Source organism: Streptomyces albipurpureus, from assembly GCF_023701525.1.
GTDB classification, from domain to species: Bacteria; Actinomycetota; Actinomycetes; order Streptomycetales; family Streptomycetaceae; genus Streptomyces; species Streptomyces albipurpureus.
In genome coordinates this window covers 172,137-191,317 of record NZ_JAMQAW010000032.1, presented here as the reverse complement: position 1 = coordinate 191,317, position 19,181 = coordinate 172,137, and the positions used below count along the sequence as shown (strand labels likewise).

Sequence of the window (19,181 nt, the reverse complement as noted above, 5' to 3'; positions counted from 1 at the left end):
CCACCAACGCGTCGTCTCCAGGCGTTCACAAGAGTCCATGGGTTGGTGCGCAAGAGTCCAAACGGTGCTCTTGCGCACCACGCGTACCAGCGGTCAGGGTCCTTCACGAGGTCGAGATGACCAGCAGCGCACCATCAGCTCCCGTGGAGGCTCGATGAACGACGCAGCGTCTTTTCCCGTCGGTGACGACGACCACGCCATTCCGAGCGATCCACTCGCCGGCGAGAGCGACAACAACGGTTCGATGAGCAGGCGTTCCGTCCTGCGGGGCTCGGCCGGGGTCGCAGGCGCGGGGCTCGCCTTCGGCGCGCTCGGTACGGGTACGGCGGCCGCCGCCGATGGAGCAGGCGCGGCAGCGGCCTCGTCGCCCGCGCCCGCCCGCCAGGGCCACACGATGGTGGGTGTGCCCTTCCAGCGCCGCAGCACGGTCCGGGTCGGCATCATCGGTCTCGGCAACCGCGGCGGCAGCATGATCGATCTCTTTCTCGCCCTCCCCGGCGTCCAGGTGAGGGCGGTCTGCGATCCCGTGCGGGCCAAGGCAGAGCGCGCCGCCGCCAAGGTGACGGCAGCCGGTCAACCGGCGCCCGCCCTCTATGCCAACGGCGATGACGACTACGAGAACCTCTGCCGGCGCGGCGATATCGACCTCGTCTATGTGGCCACCCCGTGGGAAGCCCACTTCGAGATGGCGAAGTCCGCGCTACTACACGGCAAACACGTCGGTGTGGAGTGTCCGATCGCCATGCGCCTCGACGAGCTCTGGGCGCTCGTCGACCTCTCGGAGCGCACCCGACGCCACTGCATGCAGCTGGAGAACTGCGTCTACGGCAGAAACGAGATGCGGGTGCTGCGCATGGCCCATGCGGGCAAGTTCGGTGAACTGCTCCATGGGGCCGGTGCGTACAACCACGATCTGCGCCAGTTGATGTTCGATCCCGACTACTACGAGGGTCCCTGGCGGCGGCAGTGGCACACCCGGTTGCGCGGCGATCTCTACCCCAACCACGGCTTCGGTCCGGTCGCCAACTACCTGGACGTCAACCGGGGTGACCGGGTGGTGAGCATCTCCAGCTTCGGCACCCCGGCGCTGGGTCTGGCCGAGTACCGGGAGGCGAACATGCCGGCTGGCGATCCGAGTTGGAAGGAGAGCTACATCGGCAGCGATCGGACCATCAGCATGGTCCGGACCGCGAAGGGCCGGGTGATCCGGCTGGAGCACGATGTCTCCACCCCGCACCCCTACAGCCGGATCAACAGCCTCGGCGGGACCAAGGGCGTCTTCGAGGACTACCCCGCGCGGATCTACATCGAGCCCGATCACACCAACCACCAGTGGGGCAGCTTCGCACGGTACGCCGACTGGGACCACTGGCTCTGGAAGGAGCACTCCAACCCACCGGGCGGCCATGGCGGCATGGACTACCTCATGGTCTATCGCCTGATCCAATGCATGCGGCTCGGACTGGTACCCGATTTTGATGTGTATGACGCGGCCACCTGGACAGCGCCCGTTCCCCTCAGCCATACCTCAATCCGGGCCAAGGGCGCACCCCTGCCTATTCCCGACTTCACCCGCGGCGAGTGGAAGAAGCCCCGCGCAGGTGTGGATTCGGTCAAACCTTCGAGCTAGGCCGAGCGTTCCCGCTCCCCGCGGGTGGGCGGAGATCGCCTATGTATCGGCCCCACCGCCCCATGGACCCGGTGCTTCCGCGCACCGGGTTCTGGCGTGTTCTGCCCTGCCATAAGGTCAATTGGTTTGCCTATTCGGCACTAAAGAGGCGAGCCTTGCGCTTCGTGCCAACCTCGACTTCTGCTGGGACGTCATGCAAATTCACGACCTTCCGTATCTCGACCCAGGTGACCCAGACGTCCGGTCCGGTACGCACTTGCTGTGGTGGCTCGGCCGTCAGCAGTCGGTCGGTCAACTCAAGGGTTTCGGCTGGGCGTTGGTCAATCAGCTGGGCGTGGCCGCGTTACCGCTCGGGGTGGGCCTCGCGGTCCAGGCCGTGGTGGACGGCTCCGGCAGCCGGCTGGCGTACACCAGTGGACTGATCCTTCTGCTCGGTGTGATCATCGCGCTGGGCGACACCATGGTCCATCGGGCCACCATCACCAACTGGACCACCGCCGCCGCCCGCATTCAGCAACTGCTCTCCCGTAAGACCGCGGAGCTCGGGTCGCTGCTCACCCGACGGGTCGCGGCCGGCGAGGTGGTCGCCATCTCCACCGCGGACGCGGAGAAGCTCGGCTGGTTCGTCGAAGCACTCTCCCGGTTCGCCGCCGCGGCCATCACCCTGGTGGTGGTCGGCGCCGGACTGATCCTCTACCAACCGGCGCTCGGCATCGTGGTGGCCATCGGACTGCCGGTGCTGGCCCTCGCCGTACTGCCCCTCCTCCCGATCGCCACCCGCCGTGCCGACCACCAGCGGGACAAGGCGGGATACGCGACGGAGCTGGCCGCGGACACCGTCGCCGGGCTGCGCGTGCTGCGGGGCATAGGCGGCGAGGACCTCTTCCTCAGCCGCTACCGCAAGGCATCCCAGGACGTCCGGGGCGCCTCGGTCCGCAGCGCCAGCATGTGGGCCCTGATCTCGGCGATCCAAGTCCTGCTGCCCGGAGCTCTGATGCTCACGGTCGTCGCCTACGGGGCGAAGCTGGCGCTCGACGGGCGCATCGCGATCGGCGAGCTGGTCACCGTGTACAGCGCGATCCTGCTCACCGCCCATCCGCTGCGGAACTTCACGGAGATGGCGATGGCGTACTCCTACTCACAGCCCTCCGCCGAGCGGACCGTACGGGTGCTGTCCCTGCACCGTGGGAGCGATGTCGGCGACACCCCGGCGAACGGCACCACCGGGCCGACGCCCTCAGAGCACCAGCTCACCGGTGATCTCTTTGACCCGGTGACCGGTCTGCTCGCCGTCGAGGGGCTCTTGACCGCCGTCGTCTGCGGCGACCCCGACATCGCCGGCGCGCTCGCCGAACGTCTCGGCGGCCATCCCACGCACCAGGACGCACCCGCCGCATCCGTCCGACTCGGTGGAGTGCCGCTGGATGAGCGTCCGCTGATGGACGTCCGCGCGACCGTCCTGGTCCAGGACAAGGAACCGGTGCTGCTCTCGGGCACCCTGCGGGAGCTGCTCGACGTTCCCTCGTCAGGTCAGGTCTCCGCAGCCGCCGCGTTGGACGCCGCCCAGTGCGCCGATGCCCTGACCGCGCTCGCCCAGGCGAACGCCGACGGCGGCGACGACCCGATGGAGTCGCAGATCACCGAGCGCGGTCGCTCCCTCTCCGGCGGTCAGCGCCAGCGGCTCGCCTTGGCCCGCTCCCTGGTCGCCGACCCCGAGGTGCTGATCCTGGACGAGCCGACATCCGCCGTCGACTCCCACACCGAGTCCCGGGTCGCCGCCGGCATCAGACACCTACGCAACCGCCGTACGACCGTGGTCTTCGCCTCCTCACCGCTGCTGCTGGACCTCGCGGACCAGGTGGTCCTGGTCGATGAGGGACGGGCGGTGGCTCGTGGCACCCATCGTGAGCTGCTGCACGGCGAGCCGCGCTACCGGGCCGTGGTCACCCGCGAGACACAGGACGAGATCGAGCAGCGGCTGGCCGCGATGGGCACGGCCGGCTTCGCCAAGGCGCCCCGGGTCGAACGCGCGGGAGGACCCGACGGGCCCATGGACACCACCAGGCAGTCGGCACCGAACGGCCGCGACGGCGGCAACGGGGGGAACGAGGAATCCGCATGACCAAAGAGACGGGAGCGACGATGTTTCGGCCGACGCCGCCGGAGTTCGATCCGGCGGCCCCCGAGTCGGCCACCACACTGCCGGTCGCCGGCAGCACCACGGTGAGGGTCTACGCCCGGCAGATGCTGCGCCGGCATCGCCGCGCCTTCACCACGCTGGTCCTCTTCAACACCATCGCCGTGATCGCCTCGATGGCGGGCCCCTATCTCCTCGGCTCCGCCGTCCAGCGGCTCACCGATGGCGCACGCGAGCTCCAACTGGACCGCGTCATCGTGCTGTTCGCGATCGCGCTGATCATCCAGGCGGTGTTCGTCCGGATGATGCAGGTGCGGGGGGCGATGCTCGGCGAGGAGATGCTCGCCGATCTACGCGAGGACTTCCTGGTCCGGTCGGTGGGGCTGCCCCCGGGAGTGCTGGAGCGAACCGGAACCGGCGATCTGCTCTCCCGCATCACCACCGACATCGACCGGCTCTCCAACGCGATGCGGGAGGCCGTGCCACAGCTTGCCATCGGCGCGGTGTGGGCCGGCGTCCTGATCGGCGGTCTCGCGATCACCGCGCCGCCGCTGGCCCTTTCGGTCCTGGTCGCGGCCCCCCTGTTGATCGTCACCTGCCGCTGGTACTTCCGCAGGGCCCCCGCCGCCTATCGCTCGGAGGCCGCGGGCTACGGAGCGGTCACCGGCGCCCTGTCCGAGACCGTTCACGCCGGCCGAACCGTGGAGGCACACCGCCTGGGAGCAGGTCGAGTCGACCTCTCCGACCGACGGATCAGGGAATGGGCCGGTTGGGAGCGCTATACGCTCCACCTCCGCTCGGTGCTCTTCCCCGTCATCACGCTCACCCACACCACGGTCCTGGTGTCCGTACTGCTGCTCGGCGGCGCCCTGACCCTCCAGGGCTGGCTGACCGTCGGGCAGCTGACCACGGGCGCGCTGCTGGCGCAGATGCTGGTGGACCCGGTCTCCCTGGTACTGCGCTGGTACGACGAACTCCAGGTGGCCCAGGTGTCCCTGGCCCGTCTGGTCGGCGTACGGGAGATCGAGCCGCCCGAGGGCGATAGCGGGGTCCGCCCCGACGGCCGTGCCATCCAGGCGCATGAGGTGCACTTCGGCTACCGCGAGGGGGTGGATGTGCTGCGTGAGGTGTCGCTGTCAGTCGCCCCCGGCACCCGCCTCGCGCTGGTCGGTCCGTCCGGGGCCGGTAAGTCGACGTTGGGTCGGCTGCTCGCCGGAATCTATGCCCCGCGCACGGGGACGGTCTCCCTGGGCGATGCCGAGCTGTCCCGGATGCCCGCCGAGCGGGTGCGTGAGCATGTTGCTCTGGTGAATCAGGAGCACCATGTGTTCGTTGGCTCGCTCCGGGACAATCTGTTGCTGGCCCGCTCTGACGCGGCCGATCCGGAGCTCTGGGCGGCGCTCGCCGCAGTGGACGCGGATGGTTGGGCACGCGGCCTCGATGAACAACTCAGCACCACGGTCGGCTCCGGCAGACTGGCGCTGACCCCGGCCCAGGCCCAGCAGATCGCGCTGGCCCGGCTGGTGCTCGCGGACCCGCACACCCTGGTCCTGGACGAGGCGATGTCCCTCCTCGACCCCAGGGCTGCCCGCGATCTGGAGCGCTCACTCTCCCGGGTGCTGGATGGCCGCACGGTGGTGGCGATAGCCCATCGGCTCCACACGGCCCATGACGCGGATGTGATCGCGGTGGTGGAAGAGGGCAGGATCAGCGAGCTGGGCAGCCATGACGAACTGGTGGCAGCGGATGGAGCGTATGCCGCGCTCTGGCGCTCCTGGCACGGATAGCACCTCTCTGGGTGGGTGGGCCCGCTACCGAGCGGCCCCACCCATAGGCTCAGCCAGTCGGGCGTCATCGGTCCATCGGGCATCGGCGCGCACGGCACCGCGCAGGTCATCCGCACCGACGAGCAGCCAGGAGCCCGGCCCGCACCTCCAGCTTCCCCACCGTCAGGGGTTGAGGTCGAGGACACGTACCGGCTGGTGTGTCCACCGATCGGATGCGGTGGTGGCGATGATCGCCCCATCGGGGCGGTCCGGGATGGGCTGAGCAGCATGACGGCTGTGTGCCAGGGCCCAGGTCGATTCCCGCGCGATGGCCAGGGCGGTGGGCAGCTCCAGGTCGAGGACGGTGATACCCGGCAGGGCGGCCAGATGCTCGGCGGTTCCCGGCCGGGCGCGGTCCGCTTCGACCAACGCACAGGTCGGCGCGTAGAGGTACCAGCCCGCTTCGGTGTGGGCTCGATGGATCAGGCGGGAGGCGAGGGCGTTCCCCTGGCCTGCTGCGATCATCGCGGTTTCATCGAGGACGATGTGCATCTCGCTCACTGGGCGGTCGACCGCGCGAGGCGCCGGTCCAGTTCGGTGTCCAGGTCGCGTTCCTCGGCCGCCGTCGGCGCGTAGCCATTCCACCGAGCCAGTGCGGCCCTTGCCTTCTCGGCACGCTCGGCTCTCTCTACGGGCGTCAGCAGTGTCTCGGCGAGACGGGCCAGATAGGCACGTAGCGACAGCCCCTCACCCGCCGCTATGGCGGCGAGGCGGTCTCTGGCTTCCTCGGGGATACGGATATTGGCATCGGGCATCGCAGAGCTCCTGTCCATCCCTCATGGGTACGGGTACGTACCCGTACCCATAGTGCGAACAGTCAAACAGGGGAACCTTCCGGCTCCCCATCGGCCGCCTCCCCTGTCCCGCCGGGCCTACCCGATGGCGCCGAGGGACCATCGCGAACCACGCGGGGTCCCCTCCTCGGCCACGGCGGGCAGCGCCCCACCACGGCGATGGACTCGACCGCTCCCGGCTCCCGCCCCCAGCGGCCCGTCGCTCAGATCACATTGAGTGCGGATGCCCCACCCACTCCCCCGAGCAGCATGAAGACCGGCATCAGCACCTTGAGCTCCACCCAGCTACCGGCCCGGAAACGCATCGCCTTCGGCGGCCCGATCGGATACCACCGCTTGTTCCCGAGCGGGATGGGCCACAGGATCGGGCAGCCGGAGACGGTCAGGGCATCACCGATGTCATGTACCAGGGCTCCGAGCACAATCGGCAGCCCCAGCCACAGGTACTCCTGCCCCGGGGCGTTGAACAACCAGTCGGCGCCGTTGCCCGGCTTGTCGAGCAGCCCCGCCAGGATCCAGGCACTCGTCGCGCCGAGCAGCCACACCAGAACATCGCTGGAGACCCGGGCCGCCCGCCAGAGCAGGCCCTCGACCGCGAGCACCAGATGGACGAAGAGAATGGCCAGCACCGCCCACCGTCCACCGGTGACCGCCAGCGCGGAGGCCCCGCCGCCGATCATGACCGCGAAGAGCCAGGTATGGGTCAGGGTGCGGTGACCACCGGTTCTACGCTTGTCGCCGGGCTTCTTCGTCGCTTGGTAGACGGCGTACGAGAGCTTGTCGACGACCTCGCACACTCCGCGGGAGATCGGTCCGAAGGCCCGGGATATCGTCGCCGCCTTGTGGTCCAGATCGGGGGCGAGTGCCGCCCCCGCACAGATCAGCGCCCCGACGACGAGCACCGGCCAGGGCATCGGATGCCCCGCCGCAGCGGTGGCCGCACCCACCCCCAGCCATGCCGCCGCCCCGGACAGTGAGTGCGCAGGCCCCATCATGATCTTTTCCCCGCCCCCGCCGCTCTCGCGCCGCTTCCGCCGCCGAAGCGGCCATCACCTCTGCTGGTCAAGCCCAGTTGACTGATCAGCGTACCGTTCGTGATCTTTCGTCCGCTGTCCGGTTCCCTGATCCGGTCGGAAGACAGGCAAGATGGGGGCGTGACCCTTATCGATCAGCTGCCGCCGGATGCCGACCCCGATGCCCTCTTCGAGGCCTTCTCCTCCTGGGCCGAGGGTCAGGGCATCTCGCTCTACCCGGCACAGGAGGAGGCGCTGATCGAGGTGGTCTCCGGGGCCAATGTGATCCTCTCCACGCCCACCGGCTCCGGCAAGAGCCTGGTCGCGGCGGGAGCGCACTTCACGGCCCTGGCAAAGGACCAGGTCACCTTCTACACCGCGCCGATCAAGGCACTGGTGTCGGAGAAGTTCTTCGATCTCTGCAAACTCTTCGGCACGGAGAACGTGGGGATGCTCACGGGCGACGCCTCCGTGAACGCCGACGCACCGGTGATCTGCTGCACCGCGGAAGTCCTCGCCTCGATCGCCCTGCGCGACGGCAGGGACGCCGACATCGGTCAGGTGGTGATGGACGAGTTCCACTTCTACGCCGAGCCGGATCGCGGCTGGGCCTGGCAGATCCCCCTCCTCGAACTGCCGCAGGCACAGTTCATCCTGATGTCGGCCACCCTCGGTGATGTCTCCCGCTTCGAGGGGGACCTGACCCGCCGTACCGGCCGCCCCACCGCGGTCGTACGCTCGGCGACCCGCCCGGTCCCGCTGTCGTACGAGTACCGGCGCACACCGATCACCGAGACAATCACCGAACTGCTGGAGACCCGGCAGGCGCCCGTGTACATCGTGCACTTCACCCAGGCGGCGGCCGTGGAGCGGGCCCAGTCGCTGATGAGCATCAACATGTGCTCGCGCCAGGAGAAGGACCAGATCGCCGACATGATCGGCGGTTTCCGGTTCACCACCAAGTTCGGCCGCAACCTCTCGCGTTTCGTACGGCACGGCATCGGCGTCCACCACGCCGGCATGCTCCCCAAGTACCGGCGCCTGGTGGAGAAGCTCGCCCAGGCGGGTCTGCTGAAGGTGATCTGCGGTACGGACACCCTGGGCGTCGGGGTCAACGTGCCCATCCGCACAGTGCTGTTCACCGCGCTCACCAAGTACGACGGCACCCGGGTACGCACCCTGCGGGCCCGTGAGTTCCACCAGATCGCCGGCCGCGCGGGGCGCGCCGGGTTCGATACGGCGGGACTGGTCGCCGCCCAGGCGCCCGAGCACGTCATCGAGAACGACAAGGCGCTCAACAAGGCGGGCGATGACCCCAAGAAGCGCCGGAAGGTCGTCCGCAAGAAGGCGCCGGAGGGCTTTGTCGCCTGGTCGGACACCACCTTCGACAAGCTCATCGACTCCGATCCCGAGCCGCTGACCTCACGCTTCAGGGTCACCCACACCATGCTGCTGTCGGTGATCGCGCGGCCCGGCAATGCCTTTGAAGCGATGCGCAGGCTCCTTGAGGACAACCACGAGCCGCGCCGCAACCAGTTGCGCCACATCCGCCGTGCCATCGCCATCTACCGCTCGCTGCTCGACGGCGGTGTGATCGAGAAGTTGGACGAGCCCGATGACCAGGGCCGTATCGTGCGGCTCACCGTCGACCTCCAGCAGAACTTCGCGCTCAACCAACCGCTCTCCACCTTCGCGCTGGCGGCCTTTGAGCTGCTGGACCCCGAATCCCCCTCGTACGCCCTGGACATGGTCTCGGTGGTGGAGTCCACGCTGGACGATCCGCGGCAGATCCTCGCCGCGCAGCAGAACAAGGCGCGCGGTGAGGCGGTCGCGCTGATGAAGGCCGACGGTGTCGAGTACGAGGAGCGGATGGAACGGCTCCAGGAGGTGACCTACCCCAAGCCGCTGGAGGAGCTGCTGTGGCACGGGTACAACCTCTACCGCACGAGTCATCCCTGGGTCGGCGACCATCCCGTCTCCCCGAAGTCCGTCATCCGCGACATGTACGAACGAGCGCTGACGTTCACCGAGTTCACCTCGTTCTATGAGCTGGCCCGCACCGAGGGCATCGTGCTGCGCTATCTCGCGGGCGCCTACAAGGCGCTGGAGCACACCATCCCGGACGATCTGAAGTCCGAGGACCTGGAGGATCTGACCGCCTGGCTCGGTGAGATGGTGCGCCAGGTGGACTCCAGTCTGCTGGACGAGTGGGAGCAGCTGGCGAACCCCGAGGTGGAGACCGCGGAGCAGGCTCAGGAGAAGGCCGACCAGGTCAAGCCGGTCACGGCCAACGCACGTGCCTTCCGAGTGCTGGTCCGCAACGCCATGTTCCGCCGGGTGGAGCTCGCCGCGCTCGACAAGGTCTTCGACCTCGGTGAGTTGGACGCGGAGTCGGGTTGGGACAAGGACGCCTGGGGCGAGGCCATGGACGCCTACTGGGACGAGTACGAGGAGCTCGGCACGGGCCCGGACGCCCGCGGGCCCAGGCTGCTCCTGATCGAGGAGGACGAACAGCACGGATTGTGGCGCGTCCGTCAGATCTTCGCCGACCCCAAGGGCGACCATGACTGGGGCATCAGCGCGGAAGTCGATCTGGCCGCGTCTGACGAGGAGGGTCGGGCCATCGTCCGGGTCACCTCGGTCGGGCAGCTCTGAACCGCCCACCGGCACCGCTGACGGAGGAGAGACGATGACAAACCCGGCCGAGCGTCTGGTGGACCTACTCGATCTGGAACGGATCGAGGTGAACATCTTCCGCGGGCTCAGCCCCCATGAGTCGCTCCAGCGCGTCTTCGGCGGGCAGGTGGCGGGCCAGGCGCTGGTCGCGGCGGGGCGCACCACGGACGGCGAGCGCCCGGTGCACTCCCTCCACGCCTACTTCCTGCGTCCGGGGCGTCCCGGCGTGCCGATCGTCTACCAGGTCGAACGGATCCGGGATGGCCGGTCCTTCACCACCCGCCGGGTCACCGCGGTCCAGGAGGGGCGGACGATCTTCAATCTGACCGCCTCCTTCCATCGCCCGGAGGAGGGCGGTATCGAGCATCAGCTACCGCCGCGCCTGGACTTCCCGGACCCGGAGACCCTGCCCACCCTGCCTGATGAGATCCGGGCCCATCTGGGAGCGCTGCCCGAGGCCCTGGAGCGGATGGCACGCCGTCAACCCTTCGACATCCGCTATGTGGAGCGGCTGCGCTGGACTCCGGAGGAGATCGAGAAGAAGCGTACGGACCCGCGGAGCGCCGTGTGGATGCGTGCCGTGGGACCCCTGGGTGATGATCCGCTGGTCCACACCTGTGCGCTGACGTACGCCAGCGATATGACGCTGCTGGACGCCGTCCGTATCCCGATTGAACCGCTGTGGGGACCGCGCGGCTTCGATATGGCGTCGCTGGACCATTCAAAAGAGCAGTATTCACACCCTAGGGTCCTGGCTCATGCGTAGGTAACCGCTGACGTGACTGAGCCCCGGTCGCTCCCTCTGGGGGAAGAGATCGACCGGGGCTCATGAGCGGACAGGGCACGGAGCCGACCTCACCGTCAACGCACCCTGCCCGCCCCTTCCGCGCACTGGCCTTCATAGAAGGGGCGCGCGGGTCTGAACCGCACCGGACCTGTGACGGGGTAACGGTCTCGGGGATGCCGAGACGTTCACGCGCCCGGAGCGGCGGTCTGGGGGTCACTCCCACATGTGGACTCCGACGCCTGGGATCTCTCCGGCATGGCATCCCGGGTGCCCGACGTCACCGACGACGCACCGGATGATGAGCCCCGAGACGTCCAGGCCGCACACGGACGCCAGACCGTCGACCATCGCAGCCGGCAGCACCCTGACGGATCGACAGGGAGTCTCCTCAGCGCCACTGACGACGGCCGCTATGCGCTGCACCTGCGGCACTATGGCCTCTAGCCACGTCAGGTTGGCAGTCTTCTCGGCTCGTACCCGGTCCACCGTCGCACGCAGGTCAGCCATGAACGACGCGTCGTATCGGTATCCGCGCTCGCCACCAGTCATTGCTGCGTCCGGTAGTGATCTGGATGCCGACGAATCTCCACAGCTAGATCCGTCGCATGGGATCGATCAAAGGCCGGACTGTACGGCTCTGTTGCCTGCTTCCACTGCTTAACCAGTGCTTCACAGATGCCGCATCCAGTACCTGGTTCGGGCGGTTTGGGACGGCCAAGCTCGTCTAACTCGACGGACTGCGGAGACGACATAGGTCAGCCTCCTCTCACATTCCTGAGATCACCCGCTGTGTGCGGACTGGCACTAGTAGTGTGTCCATCGGGGACCAGTAAATGCAAGTCGAACCACAGAAATGAAAACTTGCATATTCACTTGGGCGGTAAAGACCTAGCTGTGGAAAACTTCGGACTGATACCGCTGGTTGGAGGGGACCGTGAGTGGACCTACGGTGCGACGCCGTCGTCTAGGAGCCGAGTTGCGTCGGCTGCGCGAGGCTATGGGTTTAACGCTCGACGACGTTCAAGCCCGGACGCCGATCAACTCGGTGAAGGCATCCCGGATCGAGACCGCTCGCACTGGCGTCAAGGCGGACGATCTGTCCACTCTCCTTGATATCTACGGAGTGACAGACGAGTCCAAGCGCGGCATGCTCCACAGCCTTGCACGCGACGGGGCTCGTCGCGGGTGGTGGCAGACCTACCGGGACATCATTTCGCCGGCATACGCGGACCTGATCAGTCTGGAAGCCGACGCTCGCAACCTGCGAACGTTCCAGACGACATTGGTTCCGGGTCTGCTTCAGACCTCTGCGTACGCCCGTTCGACGATCACCGCGATCAACATGACGTCGGCCCCCGAGATGGTGAACGCTCTCGTCGAAGTCAGGATGGCTCGACAGTCCGTGCTGACGCGTCCCGAGCCGCTGGAGGTCTGGGCGATCATCCACGAGGCTGCACTCCGGCCACACATGGCTGATCGAGCCGTCATGCGAGACCAGCTGCGCCGACTGCTGGAGCTTGGAGAGCTGCCACACGTGTCCATACAGGTTCTCCCACTGACCTCTTCACCCCATCCAGGCATGGCCGGACCCTGCACCATCATCGGCTTCCCAGAGAGCGCAGACTTGGACGTCGTCCTGGTGGAGCACCTGACCAGTGCGTTGTACGTTGAGGACACCGCGGAAGTGTCGATCTATTGCTCAGCGTTCGAGAGGCTTCGGGCTGCTGCGCTGCCGGTCGACACCTCCGCCGACCTCATCGTTCGACTGAAGGACTCACTATGATCATCCGATCTGACCTGTCCTGGACTAAGTCCAGCTACAGCGACGGAGGCAACAACTGTGTGGAGGTTGCTCACGGCGGCTCTGGCGTGATGCCCGTGCGCGACTCTAAGCGTCCTGACCCCGTGATCGTCGTGGGTGGCCACACATGGACCGCCTTCGTCTCCGGCGTGAAGTCTGGCGACGTCGCCTGACGATCCGGAAACGCAAAGAGCCCCTGTCACCGTGACAGGGGCTCTCTGGTGGAGCTAGTTGCCTTTCTCTCCGCCTCTGCGTGGTGCAGACCGATGATCGACCAGCGCCTTCTTGCCAGCCTCCGTGATCGACATCCACGCGTCTTCGCCGACGTGGTACGTGCGTACGTACCCCGCGTCGACCAGTCGACGGAGGAGCGGAAACGAGCGCTTCGCCGTGGCCGTCACGGGGGCATTCCCGGTGACCTCCAACAGGGTCAGTGTCTTGTATGCGCCGTCGTCCAAGGTCATGGGTTCAGTCTCTCTTGTGTCGGTGACAATCGGGCCGGTCACTACTCGTCGTCCCCCTCCCGTGCAAGTTCCAGCATTCCAGCCAGGTCCTTTACGCCACGCACGCCCAGCGGGTATTCGATACCTGCTTCGCGAAGCACATCGTCGATCGCCGCCAGCTCCGTGCGGAGTCGCGCCTCCACCGAGGTCCCCGATTCTGCTTCGTCTGCGGCACGGTCGAGTGCAGCGGCCAGTTCCCGTGCTTGCGCGGGGGTGTAGCTGATCACAGTCGATGGCTCATCGTGGCCGACGGTTCGCTCAGTTGCGGGCCCGAACACCCTCACCTCACCATCCGCAGCGATGGTTTCGGCTCCGGCTTCCACCGTTAGGTAGTCCCCGTCTTCATCCTCAATGGTGTATCGCATTGATCTCTCCTCACACTCCCGCAAGCCGTCGCGACTGCCACGCCTTGCATTCTCTCAAGTCCACCCGACGGGTATGAGCCGTCGGTCCGTCGTACTTGGTCACGCGTCCATCGTTGGCCCATCCGCGGACTGTCTCCGGTGCTACATCCAACGCCTCCGCAGCGTCCGCGTAGGAGACGAGAACGGGCATCTCCGGGGCGTTCTCAGGCCCCGTGGGCACTTCCTTCACCGCCTCGCTGACAGGCTCCTGAGAGACCATCAGCGGCTTCTGTGCGGGTGCCTCATGAAACTCCTCCGGCAGCTCCATCGGTGGATCGATATGGAGGACGTGAGCGGCCACCAGCGGGGGTACTGCCGACACAACAACGACCACCCACAGCCGCGGACCGAACGCGTCGGCCGTGATGACGTGCCAGGTGATCTGTGCGGCCGTCGCCATGAGCAGTGCCAGCAGCGCGCCAGTGGTGGCGTTCTTGGACCGACGTCGAGCCTCAGCCTCCAACGGCGTACCGATCGCCTTCCGGGCCACAGTCTTCTGCGACTTCGCCACACTGGCGCCGATAGCCGCGTACAGGCTCATCACGGCCGGCATGAGCCACGCGACGTACGGGGACCAGCCGGCCATGGTGGCGAGTGCGTACTCACCAGGGGCACTGAGGGCCAATGCGGCGTAGAGGACGGCGGACTGGCCGTACTTGTGGGCGGCTCTGACGTGCCAGGGGGTGCGGTTGGTGGTCATGGCTCCTCAGGAGTGTACAAGGGCGTGTGAATGGCTGTGAGTAGCCGTGAGGGTGCCCCCGTCAGCGCAATTGACAGGGGCACCCAAGGCGGGCGATCAGTCGTCGCTGTTGCACTCCGCGCAAGTGCCTGCCGGCTGTTCGGCGTGGTCGGTGCAGACCTTCGACCACGTGATGTAGTCGGATTCCGCGCTCTCCTTCACGGCCTCATTGGCAACGTCGACCGCACAGTCATAGGTGTAAATGCAGCCTTCATCGCTGAAGACACCGAAGTCATCGGTCCCTCGGGCATCGCGGCATTCCTGGATGGGCTTGCCCGTTGCGGCGGGATTCGGAGCATTGCCGTGGATGCATTGCGGTGCGCCGAATCCCAGCAGGGGGTATTCGCGCTGGGGGTACGCGTCGACGGACTGCCTCGTGATGTCGTCGTCGGAAACCTCTTTCAGTGACTCGACGTTGATGACCCGTCCACGCTTGAATGCAGCAGCTGTACGTAGCACCGCCTGCGCTTCAGCCAGCGTCATGCGACGCAACCCGTCAAACCCACCCACGCCCAACCCAGGGCGCCGGTCGAACGTCACAACGTATCGACGGGCAGGGTTGGCAGTAGGCGTTGGTGCAGTGTCCGCAGGGGCCTGCGATGCACTGTCCGCTGCCGCCTCTTCAGGCGCCTTGACGGGCTCCGGCTTCACCGGCTCGTTGATCGCATCCACCAGAGGCTCCACGCGCGCCCTCCAGACGTTCGGACCTGCGAAGTACTCCCACTCTTCCACGACACGCCAGCCCTGCACTTGGAGCATCTCGCTAGCCGCTGACTGCCACACATCCGCGTGGGGTGCCTTGATGTACTCGAACGGGTCGCTATTCTCCAGGGGCGCCGTCAAGGTCAAGTGATCCTCCATGGTCCACTCCTGAGAGTTCGTGCACACCTGGCGGAACTCCGCAATGACCCTGCGCGCGGGTGCGGTATCCGCGGGGGCCGGCTCGGTGGCTGCGTTCTCATCCGCTGTGGTGTAGCGGGGTGTTGTGACGACGGGCTGCGCCAGTAGGTCACGCTCCCACGGCTGGAGAAGGCTGGCAGACGCAATCTCGGCGGGGGTGTCGCCGCCCTCGGCAGTCGCCGGCGCAAGCTCCGAGCGCTGTTCCACACACCAGTGGTGGCCACAATCCCCACCGATCTCCTTCGGGTGACCTTCCTCGCACAGCTCGAAGGTTCCCGGGGCGTACCACTCGGCACCCATCCGGCCACTGCTTACGCCAACCTCGTCAGCGAAGTCGATGGTGCGACGCAGGTAGTCGAGAGCGGACTCCTCATCACCCATGTGCCGTCCAAGGTTGACACCGTTGACGAAGTGGCGGACGTAGCCGTACTCCCGACCTTTGACCGTCTTCAACTTCCGGCCCTTGTAGCTCTCGTGCTTCATCCCGTACCTCCGTGAGTCCCTAATGGAGCCCCATAGTCGCACAGTTGTGTCGTCCGACACAACCCCGTGTAACCATCTCGCCTTCCTACCTCGTGACGACGACCTCCGCACCGGCCGGCAGGTAGACCGTTCCCCCACCTACTGTCGATACAACGACGCTGCCGTTCAGGTGACGTACGGCGTCGCACGTGGCGGTCCACGTCCTCGTGTGACGGTCGAACCGATCGCCACGGCGAATGTCTCGGGCAGGGATGGTGAGTTCGTCCACGATGCGGTGTTGTTCAGCGCACTCGGGGTGGGCGTAGAGCATCTGCCCGCGGATCCTACCGACGGCCCGGGAGGGGTGCCGGTCGTGGCAGTAGATGCAGTTGACTCCGTCGAAATGCAGGGACGTGAGCTCTCCAAAAGGCGGGAGCGAGAAGGGATAGATCATGTAGAGCATATTGATCACTCCAGTACGTGAGGTGCTTGCGTGCCCCGGGTGAGCTATGACGCTCGTACGGCTGGACCGTCCCGGGGCTGTGACTCAGTGGGTCAGGCTGTACATGCATGCCGAGCAAGGCCACTTTCCCCGCCCGTAGATGCGAATCGATGCGACGGTCCGACCCATCCTGCGAGCCGCCTCAGCCCACCGTGCGCAGTCGCCGACCCACTTGGTCCCATTCGCATCGGTGACTTGGTATCCCCTACGCGCCTTCATGGTGTCTCCCTTGCAGTGCGAGTGTTTCGAGTGCCCCGGGCGGGATTCGATCCCGCAGCATCACGCTTGGTCCGGAGCTGGTGTCGTCCCCGCCAGCGCAATTGGCAGGGACGACACCACGGCTACGCGGCTACGGCCGGCGTGTTGGACGAGAGAGCTTCGAGGGCCTCTCTCGCCTCACGCAACGCATCTCGCGCCAGAATGTCCGACGGCTTGCGGGCCACTTGCTCACGCCACCGGATGACCTGAACCGTCGCCACCAGCAGCTCATCCGCACGCATCTCGTCGGCTGTTCGGGTCCAGTCAAAGATGCTCAGTTCTTCCACAGCCACCTGACGAGCTCGCTTCCGCACCGCGAAGAGAGTTCCAACGTGGTATCCGTCGGGACGGTAATCGTCAGCCGTAGATGGCATAGCCAGCGCCCACTCGTCGATCCCGAACCGACGAAGGAATAGGCCAGGAAGAACCTCTTCGGCAATCTCGCCGACACCCATCGACGCCGCAGCTTCCATCGTGGCGTACTCTGTCGGGCCGATCTTGATGAGATCGGCCGGGACCTCTTCGGTGAACCTCACTTTGGGAAAGGGACGTCGGACGGTCCATACATCGACACCTACTCGTGAGGGAAACGTCCCGCGCTCCCACCGATCAGCCTGCTTGCCCCAGTCGACCCAGTTGCCGCCACGGTCCATGAGCATCGGACGGTCGCGCAACGCCGGCGCAGCCGCTTTACGCATCTCAAGGAGCGCTGCCTTCACGGCCTTGGTGTGAGCCGCTTCCAGATGCTTCACCGTGCCCTTGCGCTCAGTTCGGATGACCCGCTCGGCGCCGGTCACTCGGAGTGTGGTTTCCCGGAAGTCAGATGCCATCGGAGACGCCTCCATGAGTAGCTCGTACAACCAGAATGACAGGTTGTGTCGTCCGACACAACATCTTTGACTTGATGAATCATACGAACTCGTCGACCAGATCAAGCGCGTCGACGAGGTACTCCCAATCGGTCGCGGAGTCGATCAACATCCGCACGTCGTCGCCCCACAGGGCTGCTTCGTCGGAGCGGACGCCCTGGAGGTCGTAGGCGTCGAGAGCAGGGAGAGAGGCACGGGGCATGGGTCGAGTCCTTGGGGTAGGGGCGAGTTGAATGAGTACTTCACGCTGAGAGACCGACGCGTTCGGCTACCTGTCGCGCACGGGTGATCCCCCTGAGGCGCAACATCCTGACCGCCACCGGCTTCAGTCCCATGTCATCGCAGACCTCAGCGTCGGACATGGCGGTCATGCCGATCCCGTAGTAGGCCCTGAGCACGTATGAGTGGCGCGCCTTGATCTGTTCCAGCAGCCAATAGGCCAGCTGCCGGCGCTCCGTGGGGTCCTCAATTTCGTCGACCGACTCAGCAATCGTGTCGGCCAAGGTCAGTCCGGTCTCGTCCGCGGGCTTGTCCAGCGAGGATGTGTCTTGAAGGGCATCCAGGACTGACACGAAGGTCTCCCTAGACATGCGGCGCTTCGCGTTGTCCGACGAGCCGACCATCACCCAGGCCGCTTCGGTGTCGCCGTCGGCATCCCATAGCGCACGCTTGACAGTGAGTACGGCGATCGGCTCGACGGTGAGACCGTGCGTCATCCGCACCCACGCCGTGGCGATAGCCCTTCGGAGTGCCAAGTGGAGGAAGGTGGCCAGCTGGGCAGCGTCAGCGTCGGTGGTGTAGTCGCGGATCTTCTGGCAGATAACCGCGCGTGCCTCCTGCATCAGATCGTCGACGTCGTCCGGGCGGGCAGATGCGGCGACGGACCGAATGATCTGGCGGATGACGCCATCGAACGAGATGATCACGCGCCACATGGCGTCAGAGTCGCCGCCCTGGGCTTGCTGGATCATCTCGGTCGTGATCTGAGTGGTACTCATCCCGCTACCTCCGTTGTGCGTTGTTCCGTGTGCAGGAGTTATGTGGGGGAGATCCAGTGTTGTTTCGGTTTTCCAATGTGGCTTGGGTCACATTCGCTGCCGTGGTCGACTTCGCGGCATCCAGTGGGGTGAGCACCGCGAGTCGGCCACAGCTCCGTGAGTCGACTTACGGAGGCTCAGGGAATTCAATGATGGGCAGTCCCGCACAACCGGCAATGGCGATATCCGCCGAAGCTGCGGGACATCCTTCCCACCCGTGGAGTGCGTACATGGCTGTGGCGGTGGACCAGTCCACACCGTCACTATCGGCGCGCTCCGCACCCAGCAGGCCGGACATCTCATCTAGCTGCCGGCACTGCTCAGACGTGGCCTGAGGCCCCGTAATCAGGATCATCCGTGCTCCCACTGACAGACTCATCGCGTCCCTCCCATCGGGAGAGAGCGCGGTCCATGGATGCGGTGATGCCGCGCACATGCGCTATGGCGTGCGTCAGGCGCGTGGCTCCGATATTGAGTTCGCACTGGAGATCCTCACGGGTCTCGTCTAGCGCGTACCGCTCTGTCGGGCGAGACGGACCGCTACTGACTCGGCGACCAGTTCCGTCCGCGTCCACGTCGGGCCGTCGTCCCGGCGCATTCACAGCCGCACCACACGCGGACACCATTTGACGCAGTTCTGACAGATCGCGATCGAGTGCGTCTATCAGATGTGCCAGATGCCGCCCATCTGTGGCGTGGGCCGAACTGTAGGTCACGCTGCCTCCTCCAGCAATCAGACCCCGTCCGAATGCAGTTGGTCGATTCAGTCCAGTTCGTCCGGATACTCGGTACGCGGCGTCAGGCAAGGTCACCCTGACTTGTGTCGACCGACTCATTGTCACC

General features: G+C 66.2%; 20 protein-coding genes. 8 read left to right on the top strand and 12 right to left on the bottom strand.

The annotated features are described in order from the left end of the window. Positions 1-244: 244 nt before the first annotated feature. From NBG84_RS26390 to NBG84_RS26380, 3 genes are all read left to right on the top strand, one after another. Positions 245-1,630, top strand: coding sequence for a Gfo/Idh/MocA family protein (locus tag NBG84_RS26390; RefSeq protein WP_250922128.1), 1,386 nt, complete (start codon positions 245-247; stop codon positions 1,628-1,630). Between the two features lie 193 nt (positions 1,631-1,823). Further along, positions 1,824-3,752: an ABC transporter transmembrane domain-containing protein gene (locus tag NBG84_RS26385; protein ID WP_250922098.1), complete on the top strand. Its 1,929-nt coding sequence runs from the start codon at positions 1,824-1,826 to the stop codon at positions 3,750-3,752. 20 nt (positions 3,753-3,772) lie between these two features. Further along, positions 3,773-5,554, top strand: coding sequence for an ABC transporter ATP-binding protein (locus NBG84_RS26380; protein ID WP_250922127.1), 1,782 nt, complete (start codon positions 3,773-3,775; stop codon positions 5,552-5,554). Positions 5,555-5,716: 162 nt separating this feature from the next. Here NBG84_RS26380 and NBG84_RS26375 read toward each other — a convergent pair whose 3' ends face one another. The 3 genes from NBG84_RS26375 to NBG84_RS26365 all read right to left on the bottom strand — a co-directional run bounded on the left by NBG84_RS26375 (position 5,717) and on the right by NBG84_RS26365 (position 7,382). Further along, complete coding sequence (locus tag NBG84_RS26375) at positions 5,717-6,085, bottom strand: PIN domain-containing protein (RefSeq protein WP_250922126.1); 369 nt, start codon at positions 6,083-6,085, stop codon at positions 5,717-5,719. A 5-nt stretch (positions 6,086-6,090) separates the two neighbouring features. Then, complete coding sequence (locus NBG84_RS26370) at positions 6,091-6,348, bottom strand: hypothetical protein (protein WP_250922097.1); 258 nt, start codon at positions 6,346-6,348, stop codon at positions 6,091-6,093. Positions 6,349-6,590: 242 nt separating this feature from the next. Further along, on the bottom strand, positions 6,591-7,382 hold the full coding sequence (locus tag NBG84_RS26365; protein WP_250922096.1) for a metal-dependent hydrolase: 792 nt from the start codon (positions 7,380-7,382) through the stop codon (positions 6,591-6,593). Between the two features lie 99 nt (positions 7,383-7,481). Here NBG84_RS26365 and NBG84_RS26360 point away from each other — a divergent pair, with 99 nt between their 5' ends. From NBG84_RS26360 to NBG84_RS26340, 5 genes are all read left to right on the top strand, one after another. After that, the gene (locus NBG84_RS26360; RefSeq protein WP_250922095.1) at positions 7,482-10,055 is read left to right on the top strand and encodes a DEAD/DEAH box helicase; all 2,574 of its coding nucleotides are present in this window, start codon (positions 7,482-7,484) and stop codon (positions 10,053-10,055) included. A 34-nt stretch (positions 10,056-10,089) separates the two neighbouring features. Next, positions 10,090-10,842: an acyl-CoA thioesterase gene (locus NBG84_RS26355; RefSeq protein ID WP_250922094.1), complete on the top strand. Its 753-nt coding sequence runs from the start codon at positions 10,090-10,092 to the stop codon at positions 10,840-10,842. Positions 10,843-11,088: 246 nt separating this feature from the next. Continuing rightward, positions 11,089-11,307 (top strand): hypothetical protein, encoded by a 219-nt coding sequence (locus NBG84_RS26350; protein WP_250922093.1) that lies wholly within the window; start codon positions 11,089-11,091, stop codon positions 11,305-11,307. 490 nt (positions 11,308-11,797) lie between these two features. After that, positions 11,798-12,646, top strand: coding sequence for a helix-turn-helix domain-containing protein (locus NBG84_RS26345; protein WP_308312114.1), 849 nt, complete (start codon positions 11,798-11,800; stop codon positions 12,644-12,646). Beyond that, the gene (locus NBG84_RS26340) at positions 12,643-12,837 is read left to right on the top strand and encodes a DUF397 domain-containing protein (RefSeq protein WP_250922091.1); all 195 of its coding nucleotides are present in this window, start codon (positions 12,643-12,645) and stop codon (positions 12,835-12,837) included. Before NBG84_RS26345 ends, NBG84_RS26340 begins: the two co-directional genes overlap by 4 nt. Positions 12,838-12,891: 54 nt before the next feature. Here NBG84_RS26340 and NBG84_RS26335 read toward each other — a convergent pair whose 3' ends face one another. The 9 genes from NBG84_RS26335 to NBG84_RS41605 form a co-directional block, all read right to left on the bottom strand. Further along, the gene (locus tag NBG84_RS26335) at positions 12,892-13,128 is read right to left on the bottom strand and encodes a hypothetical protein (RefSeq protein ID WP_250922090.1); all 237 of its coding nucleotides are present in this window, start codon (positions 13,126-13,128) and stop codon (positions 12,892-12,894) included. A 41-nt stretch (positions 13,129-13,169) separates the two neighbouring features. Beyond that, entirely contained in the window at positions 13,170-13,532 is a 363-nt protein-coding gene (locus NBG84_RS26330) for a hypothetical protein (RefSeq protein WP_250922089.1), read from the bottom strand. 10 nt (positions 13,533-13,542) lie between these two features. Further along, positions 13,543-14,271 (bottom strand): MerR family transcriptional regulator, encoded by a 729-nt coding sequence (locus NBG84_RS26325; RefSeq protein ID WP_250922088.1) that lies wholly within the window; start codon positions 14,269-14,271, stop codon positions 13,543-13,545. A gap of 96 nt (positions 14,272-14,367) precedes the next feature. Continuing rightward, entirely contained in the window at positions 14,368-15,753 is a 1,386-nt protein-coding gene (locus tag NBG84_RS26320; RefSeq protein WP_250922087.1) for a hypothetical protein, read from the bottom strand. Positions 15,754-15,778: 25 nt separating this feature from the next. Beyond that, positions 15,779-16,126 (bottom strand): hypothetical protein, encoded by a 348-nt coding sequence (locus NBG84_RS26315; protein WP_250922086.1) that lies wholly within the window; start codon positions 16,124-16,126, stop codon positions 15,779-15,781. A gap of 389 nt (positions 16,127-16,515) precedes the next feature. Further along, entirely contained in the window at positions 16,516-17,262 is a 747-nt protein-coding gene (locus NBG84_RS26310) for a hypothetical protein (RefSeq protein WP_250922085.1), read from the bottom strand. Positions 17,263-17,341: 79 nt separating this feature from the next. Further along, entirely contained in the window at positions 17,342-17,503 is a 162-nt protein-coding gene (locus NBG84_RS26305) for a hypothetical protein (RefSeq protein WP_250922084.1), read from the bottom strand. A gap of 40 nt (positions 17,504-17,543) precedes the next feature. Next, entirely contained in the window at positions 17,544-18,272 is a 729-nt protein-coding gene (locus NBG84_RS26300; RefSeq protein ID WP_250922083.1) for a hypothetical protein, read from the bottom strand. 386 nt (positions 18,273-18,658) lie between these two features. Next, on the bottom strand, positions 18,659-19,174 hold the full coding sequence (locus tag NBG84_RS41605) for a DUF7169 domain-containing protein (RefSeq protein WP_425608700.1): 516 nt from the start codon (positions 19,172-19,174) through the stop codon (positions 18,659-18,661). Positions 19,175-19,181 lie beyond the last annotated feature (7 nt).